We start from the raw sequence: 16,955 nt of genomic DNA, 5'->3' as shown, positions 1-16,955 counted from the left end.
GCAAAGTTTTTTTTTAAAACCATATGAGTTAAGTAAGTAATTTAAGTTTGTTGGTATTGCAAGGGTACAAAGTTTAGCACGCTTTATTTAAATAAACTTATATAACTTATATGGTTAATAATTCTCCAGTTTAAATTGATAATTTAAAATGTTTTCGATTTTTTCGCTGGAAATAACCTTTTTGATATTTGATTTTTCAGAACTGAATTTTGGTAAAACTAAGTTTTGCTCTTTTGCTTTTAGCGTATAATAATTTTCTCTTGATGGATGAAAAGGCGCAACGGCGTTGAAAACTTCATTCCATTTTTCCTGGTTTATGATTTCTTCAATAATGGCAATGCAGTCTTTTAGATGAATTAAGTTTATTGGAGCGTCGGGATTTTCGAGATTTTCTTTTCCGGCTAGAAATTTTACAGGATGTCGGTCTTCGCCGATTAATCCTCCGAAACGTAAAATTGTGGTTTCGAAGTTTTTGTTTTTTTGAAGAATTGCTTCCGCTAAAATCAATTGCTTGCCGCTTTCGGTTTCCGGATTTGGTATTGTTTCTTCGGTAATTAATTCGTTATCATCGCCATAAACCGATGTTGAGCTTATAAATAAGACTTTTTGTATGGTTGATTTTTCTATAAATGGATTTAGATTTTCCATTTTCTGAACAAAAATTTTATTTGAATCGGAAGAAACTGCTCTTAATTTGGGCGGAATATCAATAATCAGGATTTCGCTTTCAGCTAAAAAATCATCAATATTTCCAGAAATACTTTCACTTTCAATATTTCCTTCGACTTCGCTCAGGATGACAAGGAAAGGATTTATTCCTGCATTTTCTAAAATAGAAAGTTTGCTTTCAGAAGTTGTTGATCCGTTTACCGAAATTCCTTTTTCGATTAGTTTTTTCGCTAAAGGCAAACCTAACCAGCCGCAGCCTAATATGCTTATTTGTTTCATTTTGTTTTGAGGTTCAAAGGAGCAAAGATACAAAGGTTCAGAGGTTTTTGTTTCACGCAGATTTCAAAAGATTTAAGCAGATGGGAGCAGATTCTATAATTAAATTTAATCTGCTAAAATCTGCAGAATCTGCGTGAAAAAATTATAAAGTCAATGTAAATCTCACTTTATCTTTTCCTTTTGCACCAATTCTATTGTAAAATTTAATTGCTCTTTCATTAAACTCAGGCGTCTGCCATTGTATGTTTACGCAGTTATTCTGAGTTCCGATTTCTTTTAGTTTTTCAATTAGAACTTCTCCGATTCCGAAACTGCGGGCTTCTTCTTCCAGAAACAAACAATCCATGTACAGGAAAGTCGCAGCATCCCAAGTTGAATAATCAAAAGTATAGGAAACATAACCAACAATTGTTTCTTTTACGGCGACAACCAAACAAAACAGTTTTGGATTTTCGCTGAAAATTGCTTTTTGTAGATTTTCTAATTTTCCTTCCGGAGAAAAATCAGCTTTTTCAAATTCAGCGTGTTTTTGGCAGAGGATAACCAATTTTGGTAAATCGGTTATTTCGCAGTTTCTTATTGAATATTCCATTGTAGGTTAATTTCATTTTGAAGAAAATTAATAAAATGCTGAAAATAATCCGGATATGTTTCGTTTGCTCTTGTCGCTATGAAATGTTTTCGTTTTAAGCCATTTTTGCCCACTTTTACGGCTTTAATTGGATTATTCTTTAAATGTGGTTGCAATGCCCATTTTGCCATCGACATAACGCCCATATCCGCTTTTACCATTTCCAGGGAAGCTTCTGTCAGCGGAAGCGGTGTTATTTTCTTTGGTGTTACTTTGGCTGGGGCCAAAACAAATTGATGAATCGTAACGGTTTCCATTGGCAGGGAATGAATAATTAAATGTTCGTTGATGAAATCTTCTGCAACGACATATTTTTTATCTGCCCACGGATGATTTTCTGAAACGGCCATTACAACTTCATCCTGAAATAACTCGGTATATTTTATATGATTGTCTTTTATCGTGTCGCTTACAATGGCAATATCGATTGTGTTTTCTAAAAGTTTTTGCAGCGGAATATGCGTTGCTTCGGTTATAATTTTCAGTTCAACATTTGGGTATAAAAGATGAAATTGCTTTAAAACCGGAGGAAGCCAGTGATAACTTGAAAAACATTCTGTACTGATTCTGATTTCGCCGTATTCACCATAAACCATTTGTTTGATCTGAGATTGGGTTTCGGTGAGTTTGTCCAAAATTTCGTTAGCAAGTGCATAGATTTTTTCGCCTGCTTTTGTGAGAACCAGTTTTTTGTTGGTTCGTAAAAAAATAGCCGTACCCAATTGATATTCTGCTTCTTTGAGCTGATGACTCAAAGCCGATTGTGTCAAATGAAGTTTGTCAATCGCTTTTGTAATGCTTCCTTCTTCGACAATTGCTTTTATCAATTTTAAGTGGCGTATTTCCATTTTTTGAGATTTATATACAAAGGAACAAAATTTTAGGCTGCCATTTGCATGAAAAAATCTAATGCGGTTCATGAATTCTTTTCGTTTTTATGGCATGAAATGTTCTTCTACTTTTGAAAAAACAAAATCAACAAAACAACATTACTATGGAAGAGCAAATTAAATTTTATGAACATAAACTGGCTTTCGAAATGGATCCGTCAGATTTATTCGATGCTTTAAACAATGGTGAAAAAGTAATTGCATTGGATGCCAGAAAAGCTTTTGGATTTGAAGCAGAACATATTCCAAATGCTATTAATATTCCGCATCGCGAAATGTCTGTAGAAACTACAAAACATTTAGATAAAGATATTGTGTATGTTACATACTGCGACGGAATTGGTTGCAACGCTTCGACTAAAGGCGCTTTGAATATGACAAAATTAGGTTTTAAAGTAAAAGAATTAATAGGAGGAATTGAGTGGTGGAAGTTTGATGGCTATGCTACTCAAGGAACTAAAGGAATTGAATCAGGGTTAAAGATTCAATGTGCTTGTTAAATAGAAAGGCAGACTTGGTTGGTCTGCCTTTAAATATTTGAAAATAAATTTAAGATTCTACTACAGCTTTTAAAGCCTGAAGAATTGGATTTTCTTCTCCTTGAGGTTTTTCCTGAACCGCTCCCGGACGATTATCTTCCTGAATTATTTCGAGTTTTACTTTTTGATTTTCTTCAGATAAAACATAACTCATTATGAAATAATTCTCTGGTTTGTCTTCTAATTCCGGTCTTGGAAAAAACAGCGAATATTTTATTTTTTGATTTGGAGAAACTTCTAAAACTGTTCCCCATTGCTCAAAAACCTGACCTTCCCATTCATTCCTGAATCTGATTTCGTTACCGATTTTCCAATCTGTAATTAAATCACTTCCGTATTGCCATTGTTTGACCAATTCTGGTTTTGTCAATACGTTCCAGACTTTTTCTATTGGCGCACTTAAAAATATTGTAGAAACATTTGTTGCCATAGTATTCGTTTTTAGTTTTTATTCTGGTTTTTGAACAGCTGGTTTTATTAAACTGTCTTTTGCAATTACTGTGCTGTCCTGAATTGCTGCAGGCTGAATTGGTGGATTTATCGGAGCTGTATATTTTTTTATTTTTTGCTGAATTAAAACCGCATCATTTAAAACAAAAGGAGTCGGCATCATCCAGTCGCTTCTTGGTTTCACTTTCAATTCCGGGTTTGTCATTAAATCAAATGAACTTTCTATTAAATCCATATCAAAAATAGACGATTTATTGATGTAGAATTCCATAACAAGTGGTTCGTTTCCAACAACATAATAGCATAAAATTTTGCTGTCTTCACGTTGTAAGCGATTTCCTTTTTCGCCAAAAGTCGAAACGCCGTTTGCTTTAAAGTTATAAAACGTCATTTTTGGGTTGGCATAAATATCGTAACGATTTACTTTTCGGTTTGGTGTAATTTTAATTTTTAAATATCTGTTGCTGCCAATTACGCTGTCTCTTAAGAAAGCAATAGTTGGTTTTGGAACATCAATTAGAGGAGCAATCGCACTGTGCGTAAAAGTTGAGTTGTATTTACTTGAAATAGGAAAACTATTTAATCCCGGAGCTTTTTGATTTTTTTCGCCCAAATACGATTTTGTCCACTCATCCAGATTAACATCATAAGTTGCCCAAAGTGCTGAATTGGTATTGGCGTTATAAATGTACAATAAGCTGTTTGATTTTGCTTTTCCGTGTTCGTAGCCTGAATTATATCCGGCATAAATGAAAAATCCAATTGATGCGGCAAAGAAAACCATAATCCAGGCCCCTTTTTTAACAAAAGTATTGAATATCGGCAGTAATAATCCGAAAAGAAGTACGGTTAAAATAGCACTTACGAATAGAATTTTTAATCCTAAACCAACCGGAAACATTACAATAAATGGCGCTATGATAGCCAAAGCCGGAATACTGAAAATTAAATTCATTCCTAAACTGTAATGCTGCGTAAAAACAAAGATTCCGAACAAAAGAATTCCGAAATAAACCGGAACAATTAAAAATCCTGCACCGGTTAAGCTATTAGCCAAAAATGCATTTATGATAATCCAAAGCAGTAAAGGCGCTACAAAATGGTTCATCGTAATTTTGGCATCAGAAAAATGATGATAGAAAGCAAAACAAATGGCAATGCTTAAAGTTACAAATGCGCCAATGTAAGCGTGGCCGTTATATGTAAATCCATTTAACAGATCAGAATACTGCGGATAAATTTCTAAAATTATTTTCCATCCTAAAAACGTTACTAATCCAGCAATGATCAAAGAGCCTAAAAGCGGTACAAAACCTCTGAATATTTCTCTTAATGTAATCATTCTTTTGGCTTTTCCGATAAACATAAAAAGCACTAATAAACCAAAAGCGATTATGGTCATTGGCATTACCCACGAAAATGGATAACTAATGAAAGAAAATGGAGCGCTGAAATAAACGTAATCTTCAGTTGAAGCCGTTTGGTTTAAGTCAATATTGGCGAAGTATCTTAATAAAGGCATCAAATAAGAACCCTGATGCGCGAGAGTCATTTTGTTTAAATGCTGAACATCATCCTGCTGTGTGTGATAATTGTAATGTCCGTCGATGAAAGCAAAATTAAAGCCCTGAATATTTCCTTGTTCTCTAAAAACCGTTAAATCAGTATCATTGGGAAGCATTTTATAAATGCTGTACATCAAAGAGTTTGATACCGGATAAGATGGTTTTGCTTTTGTAAATTCTTCTACAAGTGCTTTATTGCCTTTGTTGGTTTCCATGAGCATGTAACTCGGTCCTGAACTTCCTCTGGCTTCGAAGTTTAAAACCAAACCAACATCTTTTGCCCACGGATGTTTGTTTACAAAAAGTGCCGCTCCGTTTAAACCTAATTCTTCGGCATCTGAGAAAAGAATGATGATGTCATTTTTCTGCGGTTCTTTAGCATATAAAAAAGCTCTGATTCCTTCAAGAATGGTAGCAACTCCTGAGGCATCGTCGCTCGCGCCTTTTGAAAAAGAATGCGGTGCACTGTCGTAATGAGAAAGTAATAAAAGTGCTTTTGTATTGTTTGTTCCCTTAATTCGGGCCAGAATGTTTTTAGATTTTACCAAAAGTCCTCTGTCGTTAAGAGTAAAACCTTCCTGAACACTGGTTTCTAATCCAATTCTGTTTAGCTCAAGTTTAAGATAATTAGCGACTAATTCATGATTTGTTGAACCCACATAATGTGGTTTTTGAGCAATAATTTCAACTTGATTTAATGCCCGTTCAGTCGAAAAATCAGCAAGCGCATCATCATTTTTTGAAATGTACTGCGGCATCATTGCAGCGTAAATGATACCTAAAATGGCTAGAATCAGGACAATTGCCAGAATTGAGGTGGGGTTTTTTCTCATGACATAAAACTAAATTTCTTTTTTAACAAGCATATAATAATCATTGTCCAAAGATCTATATCCTTGGTCATACAGGAAATAGTAGGTGTTTCCTGTTTTGGTTTGCAAGATATTAGTAAAGAAATCAAAATCAAAACCTTTATTAATCATTTTCTCCCTTGTTGCTTTTGATTTTCCATCAACATTTAGCTCAGACAAAATACGGTAATTTTTTCGTAATTTGTTGTTTACATTTCGCATGAAATTGTTGCTGTCTTTATTAATTTTATTGTTGTAGGCATTTCGGCAATTGTCTGAACAAAACTTTTTATCTTCTCTACCCACAAGTTTCTCCGAGCATTCGAGGCATGTTCTCATCGATTTAGTTTATTAATTTGATATAAATCAGTTCTTCGGTCTTTCAAAATTCGCACACTTCCGTGTTCATGAAGATTTTTCAATAAGTTTAAATCGACATCAACGATCAATGTCATTTCGGTATTTGGAGTGGCTTCTGCTTTAATTCCGTTACTTGGAAATGCAAAATCTGAAGGCGTAAAAACAGAGGCCTGCGCATATTGAATATCCATATTATTTACTTTTGGAAGATTCCCTACGCAGCCCGCAATCGCAACGTAACATTCATTTTCAATTGCACGTGCCTGCGAACAGTGTTTTACACGGGTATAAGCATTTTGAGTATCGGTTAAAAACGGAACAAAAAGAATGTTCATTCCTTCATCTGCTAATAATCTTGAAAGTTCCGGAAACTCGACATCATAACAAATCAAAATTCCAATTTTGCCACAATCGGTATCATACGTTTTAAATTCAGATCCGCCTTTCATTCCCCAATGATGTACTTCATTTGGCGTAATGTGTATTTTGTAATACATCTCAGAAGTTCCGTCTCTTTTGCATAAAAAACCAACATTATACAAAATTCCGTTTTCGAGATGTGGCATGCTTCCGGTTATGATATTGATATTGTATGAAATGGCAAATTCCTGGAAGCGTTTTCTGATTGGTTCAGAATGTCTAGCCAATTCCCGAATCGCTTCGGCTTCTGATAAATGATTAAAATCGGCCATTAGAGGAGCGGTGAAAAGTTCCGGGAAAAGCGCAAAATCACTTCCGTAACCGGAAACCACATCGATAAAGAATTCGGCTTGTTCAAAAAGAGCTTCTACATTGTTAAGCTGACGCATCTGCCATTGAATTAAGCCTAATCGGATAATGCTTTTTTCTGAATTAATTAATTTCGGACTTTCATCATAATAAACATTATTCCATTCCAGTAAAACAGCAAATTCTTTTGATTCTTCGTCGCCTTCCAGATAATTTTTTATAACTCTAAGTACGTGAAAATCATTGCTTAACTGAAAAGAAAGAACTGGATCGTGCAATTCTTTGTCTTTTACTTTTTCAATATAAGTTCTTGGAGTAAACTTTTTTGCGTATTGATTGTAATTCGGAATTCGACCCGCAAAAACAATCGCTTTTAAGTTTAATTGTTCGCAAAGTTCTTTTCGGGCATCATAAAGACGTCGACCTAAACGAAGGCCGCGATAGTTTGGATGAATGAAAACGTCAATTCCGTATAAAATTTCGCCGTCGGGATTATGAGTTGAAAAAGTATAGTCTCCCACAATTTGTCTGTAATTGTGTCTTTTATCGACTAATTTTTCATCGACAATTAGCGATAATGCCGATCCTACAACGACTCCGTCAACAAGAATTACTAATTGTCCTTCCGGAAATATTGAGAGTAATTTTTTTATATCATTTGATCTCCAATAAGAGTTGGCCATTTCTGGATACGATTCAACCATTGAATTTTTCAATTGTTTATAATCTTCAAACGCAAGGTTTCGTAACTCAACTTTTTTAATTTCTGTCTGCATATATGTACGATTTATCTCAAATATAGCAAAAATAAATTCCACTTACAAACGCTTACAAATATTTACAACCGAAAGTAAATAGTTTGCAACCGAATATTTTAGGGCGATGAGCGCAATTTTGCATCGTTGAATTTGATCAACGAATTTTTATATGAACATTTAAATAAGTATACGCCATGAATGCAATGAAAAACAGAGTACAATTAATTGGTAATGTTGGAAACAATCCGGAAATTAAAACCTTAGAAAGCGGAAAAAAGCTTGCTCATTTAACAATAGCTACAAATGACATTTATAGAAATGACAAAGGTGAAAAAGTAGAACAAACCGAATGGCACCGTGTAACGGCTTGGGGTAAAACTGCCGAAATTATCGAAAAATTTGTTGTAAAAGGAAAAGAGGTTGCGGTAGAAGGGAAGTTGACACACAGAAGTTACGAAGACAAAAACGGTGAGAAAAAGTATATAACCGAAGTTGTTGTAAACGAGATTTTATTGCTAAGTAAATAATTGTCGATTAAGATCAACGAAACCCGACAGGTTTTTAAAACCTGTCGGGTTTAACTTTTATGCTGAAATGTATTTATAAAACAGAAGCTCCGTTTATATCGGTCGAAAGCACTTCACTCATATAATCAAAAAATGGGCGCATATTTTTGAAAGTTTCCAAAGCTTGTTCCAAAAATAGCGGGCTTACTACTTCTTCATCTGTAAAATGTTTGATTATCAAAAACTGTTTAAATCGAAGTAAATCTATAGCTTCGTGGTCAGCATCAAAACCTTTTGGCGCAGTTTTAAGCTGTTCGCCTTGTAAAGTTCCGAAAGTATTTTTGAAGGTTTTCGAATTCAATATTTCTCTGAACGATTCATGATCATGAGCAAATTCGCTTCTTATGCGTTTTAAATCGGCAGCACTAGGTCCCCAAAAAGCACCAATTAAAGAAGTGTTTCCTTTTTCGATATGAAAATAATAACCACCGCGTCTTGCACTTGTTGCACGTTTATAACTCCCGCCCCAATAAGTTTTAAAAGGAGTTTTATCTTTTGAAAACCGAATGTCGCGATAAATTCGATAAACACTTTTCTTTCCGGATTGCGTTTCAAGAACATCAGTTTTAGAAAGTTCTTTTAGTAAAGCACCGGCAAAGTTTTCAATATGATTTAATTCGGTTAAATATTCTGATTTATGTTCCTCAAACCAGGGTTTATTGTTATTTTCTTTAAGTTGAACCAAAAAATCAAGAGTGGATTTTGGAATAAGAATTTTGTTTTCCATAATTAAATTGAACCGTTTTAAAATCAGAAGACGAATGTAAGTAAAATTAAAAACCCATCAGGTTTCTGATGGGTTTTTCTATATGTTTATTAAGCAGTTTTTTTGAATAAATCAAACATAGGACATCGTGTGCAGCGTTTTTTTTCGCTTTTCTTATATTTTTCACAACAAGAAGATTTACAGTTTTCAATCTTCTTGATTTTATCAAGGATATCTTTATTCTTTTTTTTCTTTTTATCCTTTTTCTTGTCCTTGTCTTTTTCTTTCTTGCCCAAAATTCCTCTGTATTATTAAAAACAGAGACAAATATAAACGAAAAAAGTTATTTTTAAATATTCTAAATAAACTTTAACTTTTTTATTTTGGATTTATAGCAATTGAGCTTGTAACTGTTAATTGCTGAATGTCACGGTCAAACAAGTAAAGTCCGCCTTTATCCTCACCAATCAAGTTGATTTTGTCCAGAATAGATTTAGCTGTTGCTTCTTCCTCGATTTGTTCAGAAACGTACCATTGTAAGAAATTATGTGTTGCATAATCTTTTTCTTCAAAAGTAATATGCACCAATTCGTTAATAGATTTTGAAACAAAAAGTTCATGATTATAAAGCTCCTCAAACATTTCCTTAAAAGTAGAGTAAGTTACTTTAGGCGCTTTTAAATCTGTAATTTGAGCGTGTCCTCCGCGTTCATTTACATACTTAACTAATTTAAGCATGTGTGCACGCTCTTCGTCTGACTGTGTGTACATAAATTGAGCGATTCCTTCTAATCCGTGTACTTCAGCCCAACAAGCCATAGAAAGGTAAGTTTGCGAAGATTCTGCTTCTATGCGGATTTGCTTGTTTAAAGCTGATTCAATATTTTTTGATAGCATAATGATGTCTTTTTTGTAAAATTAACAAAAATAATTCAAACCATTTTTTGGAAACCGCCAAAACATTGCACATTTGGATTAATTCTCAATAAAATTAACGGGTTTTTATTGGTTCAAAAGAAGCAGGTTTAGAAAATACAGATTTATTTATAATTGGGTTTCCGTCATCTAATCTGATAAAACCGTCTGTAAATTTTCGAATAACAAATTGCTTTAATGAAGTATCATAATAACTTAAAATAGAGAAATCTTTTAGTTTTACAATGTTTTGAAGAGCTGCATTTTTGTTGGTACTGAGATAATAATAAATATTGTCAATTGCCATCGGTTCTTGCTGTTTGGCATTTACAAAATCGAAATTGGAGTCGAATGTAGAATCAAAAAACACCATTTTGTTTTCAATTTCCTGAGACTGTGAGCCGAAGCCGGGAAATGCAACATCGTCGACACCATAGTATCGGGTAACAATATATTCAAGATAGCCTCCAAAAGTGGCGTAATAATTTTTATTGTTTTTAAAAACGGTAACCGCAACGCTTAAATCTGATAAATGCTGAAGAAATTTAGCGGTAGTTTTTAATTCTTTGGGTTTTTGATTGTTTGCTTGAACAAACAAAGGAGAATTTTTAAAACGAATTGTATCATTTTTTGAAATAGAAATGCTTTTTAATGTCTGCCCTGAATCAAAATCTTTTACATGATACAGAAACTCCTCGCTATTAGCTTTGACTTGAAATAATTTGCCATCACTATAAAATGAATTAGAGTTTCTGGACGATTTTTTTGAAATTGGCTGATCAAAAATTTTCTCTTTGACTTCACTCGTCTTTAAATTAAGATCAAAAGTCTGTGTGTTTTTAGTATTATAATCAAATGTCAAAAGAATACGGTCATCAAGAACGTACATTTTGTTTATGTTCGAAGTTTTGTCTAGAGTATTAAATGTATCGGGTTCTATTTTTTTAATTGAAAAAAGCGGAATGAGCCTTCCTAAAGAGGAAGACTGACCTCTTTCATTTTGAAATTTAAATGGAGAAAAATCAAACATTTTTATATCACATCTTCCATTTTGAAATTCATATAAAAGTAAATGCGGCTGGTCTTTTTCCTTTCCAAGAACATAAAAAATGTTGTCTTTTTGAAAAGTGTTTATGATATATTCGTTGTTTTCGGGAAAATCAAAGTTTAATGTTCGTGACATTTTTGAGTCAAGAAAAAACTTTACGATTTTAATGTTTTTTGTATTTGGGAAATTCCAATACAACAAGGGATTTCCGTCTTCACTAATACTATAGCCGATTAACTGCCTGTTTAATGGATTTTTTATAGAATCTGTAAATTGATCGGTAAGAAACAGTGATTTATTATACTTTAAAATACTGACTTTTTTTGTATCAGCTGCAAAGACGTAAATATTATGTGTTTTTACATCTTCGATATTTAAAATCTGACCTTCTTCTAAAGGATTGTCTAAGTTCAATGGAAATGAATTCAATACTGTTTGGCTCAACAATACTGATTTAGACAGTAAAAGCAAAAAGAGTAAAAGTTTTTTCATACATTTTTACGGGCAAATATTATTCCAAATTTAATGAAATAAACCTATGTCTTTTTACACAAATCAGCTCACATTATCGAAAACGAGTATTTTTAGATTAAAAAACACAAAAAAGCCCAAAAGATTTTCTTTCGGGCTTTTTAATCTTATTACTTATTCAAAAGAATTATTTTACTCTGAAAGTAACTCTTCTAGCCAATCTTCTAGCTTCATCAGAATCTTTTTGGATTGAAGTGTCAGCTCCGTTAGCAACAACATTTAATCTTGAGGCAGAAATTCCAGCCTGCGTCAAAATCTTTTTAACATTCTCTGCTCTTGCATTTGATAATTTCTCATTGTATTCAGCTTTTCCAACCTGGTCAGCATATCCAATAATATCAAGAGATGCAGAAGGGTTTTTTCTCAAATAAGATAAAACAACATCAATTGCAGCAGTTGAATTTTCAATAGGAGTAGCTTTGTTGAAATCAAAGTATACACTGTAATACTTGTCATTGATTAAGTCTTTAACAACATCTTTATCGTTAGTCACATTGTTTGTAACTGGTTTTTCTACGATAACTTGTTTTGAAGGGATGTTTTTGATTTGATTTTCAAGATCAGCAATCTTGTTTTCAAATTCAGAAAGATCAACATTTTCAGAAACTACAGTCCAGTCAGCATGTTTTGTATTTTTACCTAAGTAAACTTGTAAACCAACAGTACCATTAAAAATTAATCCTGAGTATCCTCTGTTTTCCGGTAAATAAGCACCATCAAAAGAACGATCTTGAGATGCGTTGAAAATGGTAGAAAAATCTCCGGTTAAAGCGAATCTGTTTGATAATTTTATTTGTCCGGTAAGACCAGCAATAAAGTTACCCATTTCATCTGCTCCTTTAAAGCTGTCGCTTCTTAATTGTGCATAACCAAAACCTGCATGTCCTAATAAACCAATAGTGTTAGTCCATGTTTCGAAGTTCATAATACGACCTAAGTTCGCAACTCCTTGTAAGTCTACTCTGTAGTATTTTGAATCAAAATCTAAAGAGTTGTTTTTGTTTGTAAAACTGTTGTAACCAAAATCAGCTTTTAAACCGAATTTGTTGTTAAACATGTAACGAACTCCTAAATCACCAACCCATGGGCTTGGCGTACTTGTAAAGTATCCACTAGAAAATGGTTTTTGTGGTTTATTTACACCACCAGCTAATTCTACAGACCACTTGTTGTAGTTGTCTGGAGATTTCTTTTCTGTTTGTGCATTTGCATGCATTAAGCTTAGCGCAAACGCAAGAGTGATGATAATTTTTTTCATCGTAATTTGAGTTTTAAAATTTTCCTCAAACCAACGATTTATTGCTGCCTGTATTATCCTTTAAAAGTTTTAAAAATGACAGAATAAGGTAATTGTAAGTTAAAGTTTATAGTTATTCATCTCTTCCTGAAAGATATCTACGAATTGTCCTAGATGTAAACCATCCATTAATCCGAGATGTACATGTACAGACATGGCAATGGTCCGTTTTCCGGTGTCAGAAGTAATCATTTTTCCGAAAGAAATTTTAGGACAGCTGTCTGGAAAGGTAAAACTTCTGGCATGCGAAAGCGAGGTGAAATTCAACCACGGAATTGCCGAGAAATGAATTACATTGTCATCATCAAAAGATCTTGTAAAAAGTCCTGTCGTATTTTGAATACGTTTAATTTCTGCCAGTGCATTTTGTTCAAAGATTTTAAAATCCGGATTATATTGAATTAAAGAAAATCCGAAAGTCCCATCTTCACGACCAATTGTAGCCGATGCATCAATACGGTCGTTGATGTATATTTTACCCTGGTCAATTCTGTATTTAAAATTTTCAACAGCATTTACTGCTGTTAATGTTTTGTGTAAATAGAAAATGAAAAAAGAGGTACCCAGTTCTTTGGCTGTCTGATAGGCTTTTGTACAGTCAATCTCGACGGTTGCACCAAAGAAAGGTTCTTCCATTCGGCTAAAATGAGCAAAATGCTCTTTTCTGTTCCAGTTTTCTAAGTCTAAAAGTGTTTTCATTATAATAAATTCGGAACCACTTCTGCAATAGTTTCAAAAGAACTAAAATGCTCGTGTTCTATAGTATGATTAATTTTTTCGTGTTCCCAAGTGGTATGGAAAGGAATATGAACTGCATATCCGCCGATTCCCAAAACTGGAAGAACATCTGATTTTAATGAATTCCCGATCATTAAAAATTCGTGCGCCTGAATATCTAAACGACCCAATAATTTTTGATAATCAATTTCCTGTTTGTCTGACATTACTTCGATATGATGAAAATAATGTCCTAATCCAGAACGATGTAATTTGCTGTGCTGATCTTTTAAATCACCTTTTGTAGCCACGACCAATTTGTATTTTCCGTGTAAAGCCTGCAGTGTTTCTTCAATTCCGTCCAGCAATTCGATTGGTTTTTCGAGCAGTTCTTTTCCGTACTGTATAATCTTTTCGATTACTTCAACCGGAATGGTATTATTCGAAATATTCATCGCCGCCTCGATCATCGAAAGTATGTAGCCTTTGATTCCGTAACCATAAAGCGGAAGGTTCGCAATTTCAATCTTAAATAATTCCTGCGAAATACCCTGATGCGAAAGATAATCTTCCATCAAAGCACAAAATTTATGTTCGGTTTCCTGAAAATAAGGTTCGTTTACAAATAAAGTATCATCGGCATCAAATGCGATTACTTTAAGGTTTGGAATTTTGCTTTTATGTAACATATTGTTTTTGTTTCAAGTTCAAGTTTTTTTGCCACAGATTGAAAGGATTAAAAAGGATTTTTTTTCGCCACAAATTTCACGAATTAACACTAATTTTTCCTCAGATACTTTTCATTAAATTAAAAAATAAATCTGCTGGATCTGCCAAATCTGCGAGAAAATTTCTAATCTCAATCTTTAGAAAACAATCTTTTCAAGGAAATTGTTTTATCATAAAAAGTAATTCGGATTCCGAAAAGTAAAATGATTCCGCCGAAAACCATCTGTAAAGTTATTTTTTCTTCTAAAAACAACCAAGCTAAAATTGAGGTAATTACGGCCTGACTCAATAAACTTAATGAAACTCTGGTCGCGCGCATGTGCTGCGTTGCGTAACTAATCGAAAGCCATGCACACAATTGGCAGATTAACGCCTGAAGAATCAATACAAACCAACCCGCATTTGAAAATCCTGTAAAAGGTTCGTTCAAAGAATAACACAAAATTCCCAAATAAATACTCGAAGCCGTTAAACTAATCGTCATAAACGAAAGAACATCTACTTCTGAAAGCACATTTTTACTCACCAAAAGATAAATTGAATATAAAATTCCGGATAAAACGGCAAAAAGAAAAGCCTGATCGAAGTTTAAATCGATAAAAAATTCAAAGCCAACTAAAGTTACCATTCCGAATAAAGAAACGATTGTACCGATCCAGAAATTTGTCGCTGGTTTTGATTTTAGAAACAAAAAAGAACCAATTCCTACCCAAACCGGAGACAAATTCGTCAATAAAGAAGCCTGAGTTGCACTCGAATCCTGAATAGCAATATTCCAAACCGCAACATCCGAAGAAAATAAAACACCGCAAAGCATCGCCAAAAGTGCAAATTTAAGACTCGGAGTTTTAAAATTTCCGCTTAAAAGTACATAAGGCAATAACAGAATTACGGCGAAAAACATTCGGTAAAAAGCCGAAATTAATCCTGGTGTTAAACGTAATTTAACCAATATCGGAAAAATCGAAATGCAGAGTATTCCGCAGATTAAAGCTAATCTTGGTTTGGTGAGTTTCATTTTGTTTTTTAATAAGTAAGTTTATGTTCGTTCTCTATAATTTTAAACAGAGGATAAATTTTAAAATACGGTTTTCCATTATTTAATTTTCATTTTGAAAAAATAAGTTTGAGCGGGTTCTCCCACTGTATTTGGCTGATGAGTTTTGCATGTAATTATAGTATTATCATCTAAAAATATAGTTGATTTTGTTTCGTCATTTGGTGGAAATGGCGGATAACTAAAAATTACTGAAAGATTATTATAATCATATACTTTTCCTATATCAGATAAATAAAGGTTGGCTGGACTAGAAGCAATCATTTTTGTATTGAATGTTCTTTTTACTTTAAGACTTAAGCTAAGTTGATAATTTTCCCAAAAAACAGATTCATTGTCATCTGAAATAAAAAGAAAAGGATCAGGAAATAATACACTATCTGGAAATACAGGATAATTATTTTCAATTTTTAAATCCTGATTGATATATGTACTGCAATAAATAGCTCCAGCAGAAGTATTGCTTTCTCCCATATATAATTTGCCATTTTTACTATTAAATTCTATATCTCCATGTCTATAAGCATTATAACTTGTTGAAATAGGATTGCCATTTGTTCCGTTGATTACATTTATACCAGTTGAACCTGAGGTTGGAGGAGTTATATGACAAAAAACAACATTATCGTTTCCAGCTTCAACTTTATGAAAACCCCAACCGTTTGTTGAAGTTGGAAAGGAGGTTACAGACATTGAAGTTAAATCTATTTTTGTTAATTTTTCAATATAATTTTGAGTGAGATATAAGTAGCGATTATCTGGAGAAAGATCTAAATCTGAAAATCGAATATCAGTTAAAATATGAGACTCAATTTTAAAAGTTTTACTATCAATTATTAATAGACCGTATTTATCAGCGCTGTCATACTTGCTTCTTGGAGAGGCCATTGCATATATTTTTGAACGTTGATTATCTTTAACCATTTTAGAGATATAATACGGAAATTCGATAAAATCTCCAGACATTTTACCCAGAATGTTACTTCCTAATATGCTATTATCCGATTTGTTTGTCTTAACTACAATTTGGTATTTTTGCTCTTTTATTAATGATTTAGTTTCGGGACATTCATATGTTAAAGTATTGATATTATTGATTTCGGTAATATATTTTGAATCCTCTCCATATACAAGATAGGATACAAAATCATTGCCCTCATATTTTGTCCAATTCAATTTTACAGATCTTCCAGTATCACTTACTCCTTCTAATTTAATAATGTTTGAAATTGTAATAGAATCTTTGGAAATAATCTTGTTATCTGTTGTATAGACTTCAAAAAATATTTTATGAATTCCTTTACTTAAATTGATATTAATCTCACTTTCTAATTTGTTGTTAGGTTTGCCTTCATACAATGATCCATCTATATCACTTTTCCATTTTACAATAAGATTGTCATTTGAAGTTGTATTTTCTTCTTCCAATATTATTTTTGCTGTCAGTTTTTTTTGAGCAGAAGGATCTTCAAAAACACCATATTTGCCATTATCGTAAAAAGTATAATCTCTATTTTTTATAGGTGCAGTAATTTCTGTTTTTAAATTAACAGTTGGGATTTCAATTTCAAATTCAGAATTCTTGTCACTACTACAGTTTACAAAAAGAACTAATAAAAGAATAGGCAAAAATGTTTTTTTCATGATATGTTTTTTTGGCGAATATCT

Annotated in this window: 18 protein-coding genes; 2 read left to right on the top strand and 16 right to left on the bottom strand. The window is 33.0% G+C overall.

Annotated features, from left to right (window positions below; genetic code table 11):
• Positions 1 to 114 precede the first annotated feature (114 nt).
• The 3 genes from ABDW27_RS11555 to ABDW27_RS11545 form a co-directional block, all read right to left on the bottom strand.
• Positions 115 to 948, bottom strand: a complete 834-nt coding sequence (locus tag ABDW27_RS11555; RefSeq protein WP_343696043.1) for an NAD-dependent epimerase/dehydratase family protein — start codon at positions 946 to 948, stop codon at positions 115 to 117.
• A gap of 142 nt (positions 949 to 1,090) precedes the next feature.
• Positions 1,091 to 1,540 carry a GNAT family N-acetyltransferase gene (locus tag ABDW27_RS11550; protein ID WP_343696042.1) on the bottom strand — a complete coding sequence of 150 codons (450 nt, stop codon included), beginning with the start codon at positions 1,538 to 1,540 and terminating at the stop codon, positions 1,091 to 1,093.
• Positions 1,525 to 2,427 carry a LysR family transcriptional regulator gene (locus tag ABDW27_RS11545; protein WP_073415343.1) on the bottom strand — a complete coding sequence of 301 codons (903 nt, stop codon included), beginning with the start codon at positions 2,425 to 2,427 and terminating at the stop codon, positions 1,525 to 1,527. Before ABDW27_RS11545 ends, ABDW27_RS11550 begins: the two co-directional genes overlap by 16 nt.
• A gap of 146 nt (positions 2,428 to 2,573) precedes the next feature.
• On the opposite strand from ABDW27_RS11545, the gene ABDW27_RS11540 reads away from it, so the two are divergent.
• On the top strand, positions 2,574 to 2,969 hold the full coding sequence (locus ABDW27_RS11540) for a rhodanese-like domain-containing protein (RefSeq protein WP_343696041.1): 396 nt from the start codon (positions 2,574 to 2,576) through the stop codon (positions 2,967 to 2,969).
• A 49-nt stretch (positions 2,970 to 3,018) separates the two neighbouring features.
• Here the strand turns inward: ABDW27_RS11540 and ABDW27_RS11535 are convergent, their stop codons facing one another.
• From ABDW27_RS11535 to ABDW27_RS11520, 4 genes are read right to left on the bottom strand one after another with little or no spacing between them, the layout of a single operon-like run.
• A complete protein-coding gene (locus tag ABDW27_RS11535; protein WP_343696040.1) occupies positions 3,019 to 3,438 on the bottom strand; it encodes an SRPBCC family protein in 420 nt (139 codons plus the stop codon).
• An 18-nt stretch (positions 3,439 to 3,456) separates the two neighbouring features.
• Positions 3,457 to 5,856, bottom strand: a complete 2,400-nt coding sequence (locus ABDW27_RS11530; RefSeq protein WP_343696039.1) for a M28 family peptidase — start codon at positions 5,854 to 5,856, stop codon at positions 3,457 to 3,459.
• Between the two features lie 9 nt (positions 5,857 to 5,865).
• Complete coding sequence (locus ABDW27_RS11525) at positions 5,866 to 6,213, bottom strand: hypothetical protein (protein ID WP_053473094.1); 348 nt, start codon at positions 6,211 to 6,213, stop codon at positions 5,866 to 5,868.
• Complete coding sequence (locus ABDW27_RS11520; RefSeq protein WP_343696038.1) at positions 6,210 to 7,739, bottom strand: bifunctional GNAT family N-acetyltransferase/carbon-nitrogen hydrolase family protein; 1,530 nt, start codon at positions 7,737 to 7,739, stop codon at positions 6,210 to 6,212. The genes ABDW27_RS11525 and ABDW27_RS11520 overlap by 4 nt, the downstream gene beginning before the upstream one ends.
• 176 nt (positions 7,740 to 7,915) lie before the next feature.
• On the opposite strand from ABDW27_RS11520, the gene ssb reads away from it, so the two are divergent.
• Complete coding sequence (gene ssb, locus ABDW27_RS11515; protein ID WP_343696037.1) at positions 7,916 to 8,248, top strand: single-stranded DNA-binding protein; 333 nt, start codon at positions 7,916 to 7,918, stop codon at positions 8,246 to 8,248.
• A 73-nt stretch (positions 8,249 to 8,321) separates the two neighbouring features.
• On the opposite strand, the gene ABDW27_RS11510 is transcribed toward ssb, so the two are convergent.
• The 9 genes from ABDW27_RS11510 to ABDW27_RS11470 form a co-directional block, all read right to left on the bottom strand.
• Positions 8,322 to 9,014, bottom strand: a complete 693-nt coding sequence (locus ABDW27_RS11510; RefSeq protein WP_343696036.1) for a DUF2461 domain-containing protein — start codon at positions 9,012 to 9,014, stop codon at positions 8,322 to 8,324.
• An 89-nt stretch (positions 9,015 to 9,103) separates the two neighbouring features.
• A complete protein-coding gene (locus ABDW27_RS11505) occupies positions 9,104 to 9,289 on the bottom strand; it encodes a hypothetical protein (RefSeq protein WP_343696035.1) in 186 nt (61 codons plus the stop codon).
• An 82-nt stretch (positions 9,290 to 9,371) separates the two neighbouring features.
• On the bottom strand, positions 9,372 to 9,890 hold the full coding sequence (locus tag ABDW27_RS11500; protein ID WP_343696034.1) for a ferritin: 519 nt from the start codon (positions 9,888 to 9,890) through the stop codon (positions 9,372 to 9,374).
• A gap of 94 nt (positions 9,891 to 9,984) precedes the next feature.
• The gene (locus tag ABDW27_RS11495) at positions 9,985 to 11,448 is read right to left on the bottom strand and encodes a hypothetical protein (protein ID WP_343696033.1); all 1,464 of its coding nucleotides are present in this window, start codon (positions 11,446 to 11,448) and stop codon (positions 9,985 to 9,987) included.
• 166 nt (positions 11,449 to 11,614) lie between these two features.
• Positions 11,615 to 12,745: an OmpA family protein gene (locus ABDW27_RS11490; RefSeq protein ID WP_343696032.1), complete on the bottom strand. Its 1,131-nt coding sequence runs from the start codon at positions 12,743 to 12,745 to the stop codon at positions 11,615 to 11,617.
• Between the two features lie 99 nt (positions 12,746 to 12,844).
• On the bottom strand, positions 12,845 to 13,483 hold the full coding sequence (locus tag ABDW27_RS11485) for a chloramphenicol acetyltransferase (RefSeq protein WP_343696031.1): 639 nt from the start codon (positions 13,481 to 13,483) through the stop codon (positions 12,845 to 12,847).
• Positions 13,483 to 14,190, bottom strand: a complete 708-nt coding sequence (locus ABDW27_RS11480) for an HAD family hydrolase (protein ID WP_343696030.1) — start codon at positions 14,188 to 14,190, stop codon at positions 13,483 to 13,485. The genes ABDW27_RS11485 and ABDW27_RS11480 overlap by 1 nt, the downstream gene beginning before the upstream one ends.
• A gap of 170 nt (positions 14,191 to 14,360) precedes the next feature.
• Complete coding sequence (locus tag ABDW27_RS11475) at positions 14,361 to 15,248, bottom strand: DMT family transporter (protein WP_343696029.1); 888 nt, start codon at positions 15,246 to 15,248, stop codon at positions 14,361 to 14,363.
• Between the two features lie 78 nt (positions 15,249 to 15,326).
• Complete coding sequence (locus tag ABDW27_RS11470; RefSeq protein ID WP_343696028.1) at positions 15,327 to 16,931, bottom strand: hypothetical protein; 1,605 nt, start codon at positions 16,929 to 16,931, stop codon at positions 15,327 to 15,329.
• Between the last annotated feature and the right edge of the window lie 24 nt (positions 16,932 to 16,955).

Origin of the sequence: Flavobacterium sp. (assembly GCF_039595935.1) — a bacterium.
Classification (GTDB): domain Bacteria; phylum Bacteroidota; class Bacteroidia; order Flavobacteriales; family Flavobacteriaceae; genus Flavobacterium.
Note: the sequence above shows the minus strand (reverse complement) of the source record. Positions and strands in the feature narration are given on the sequence as shown.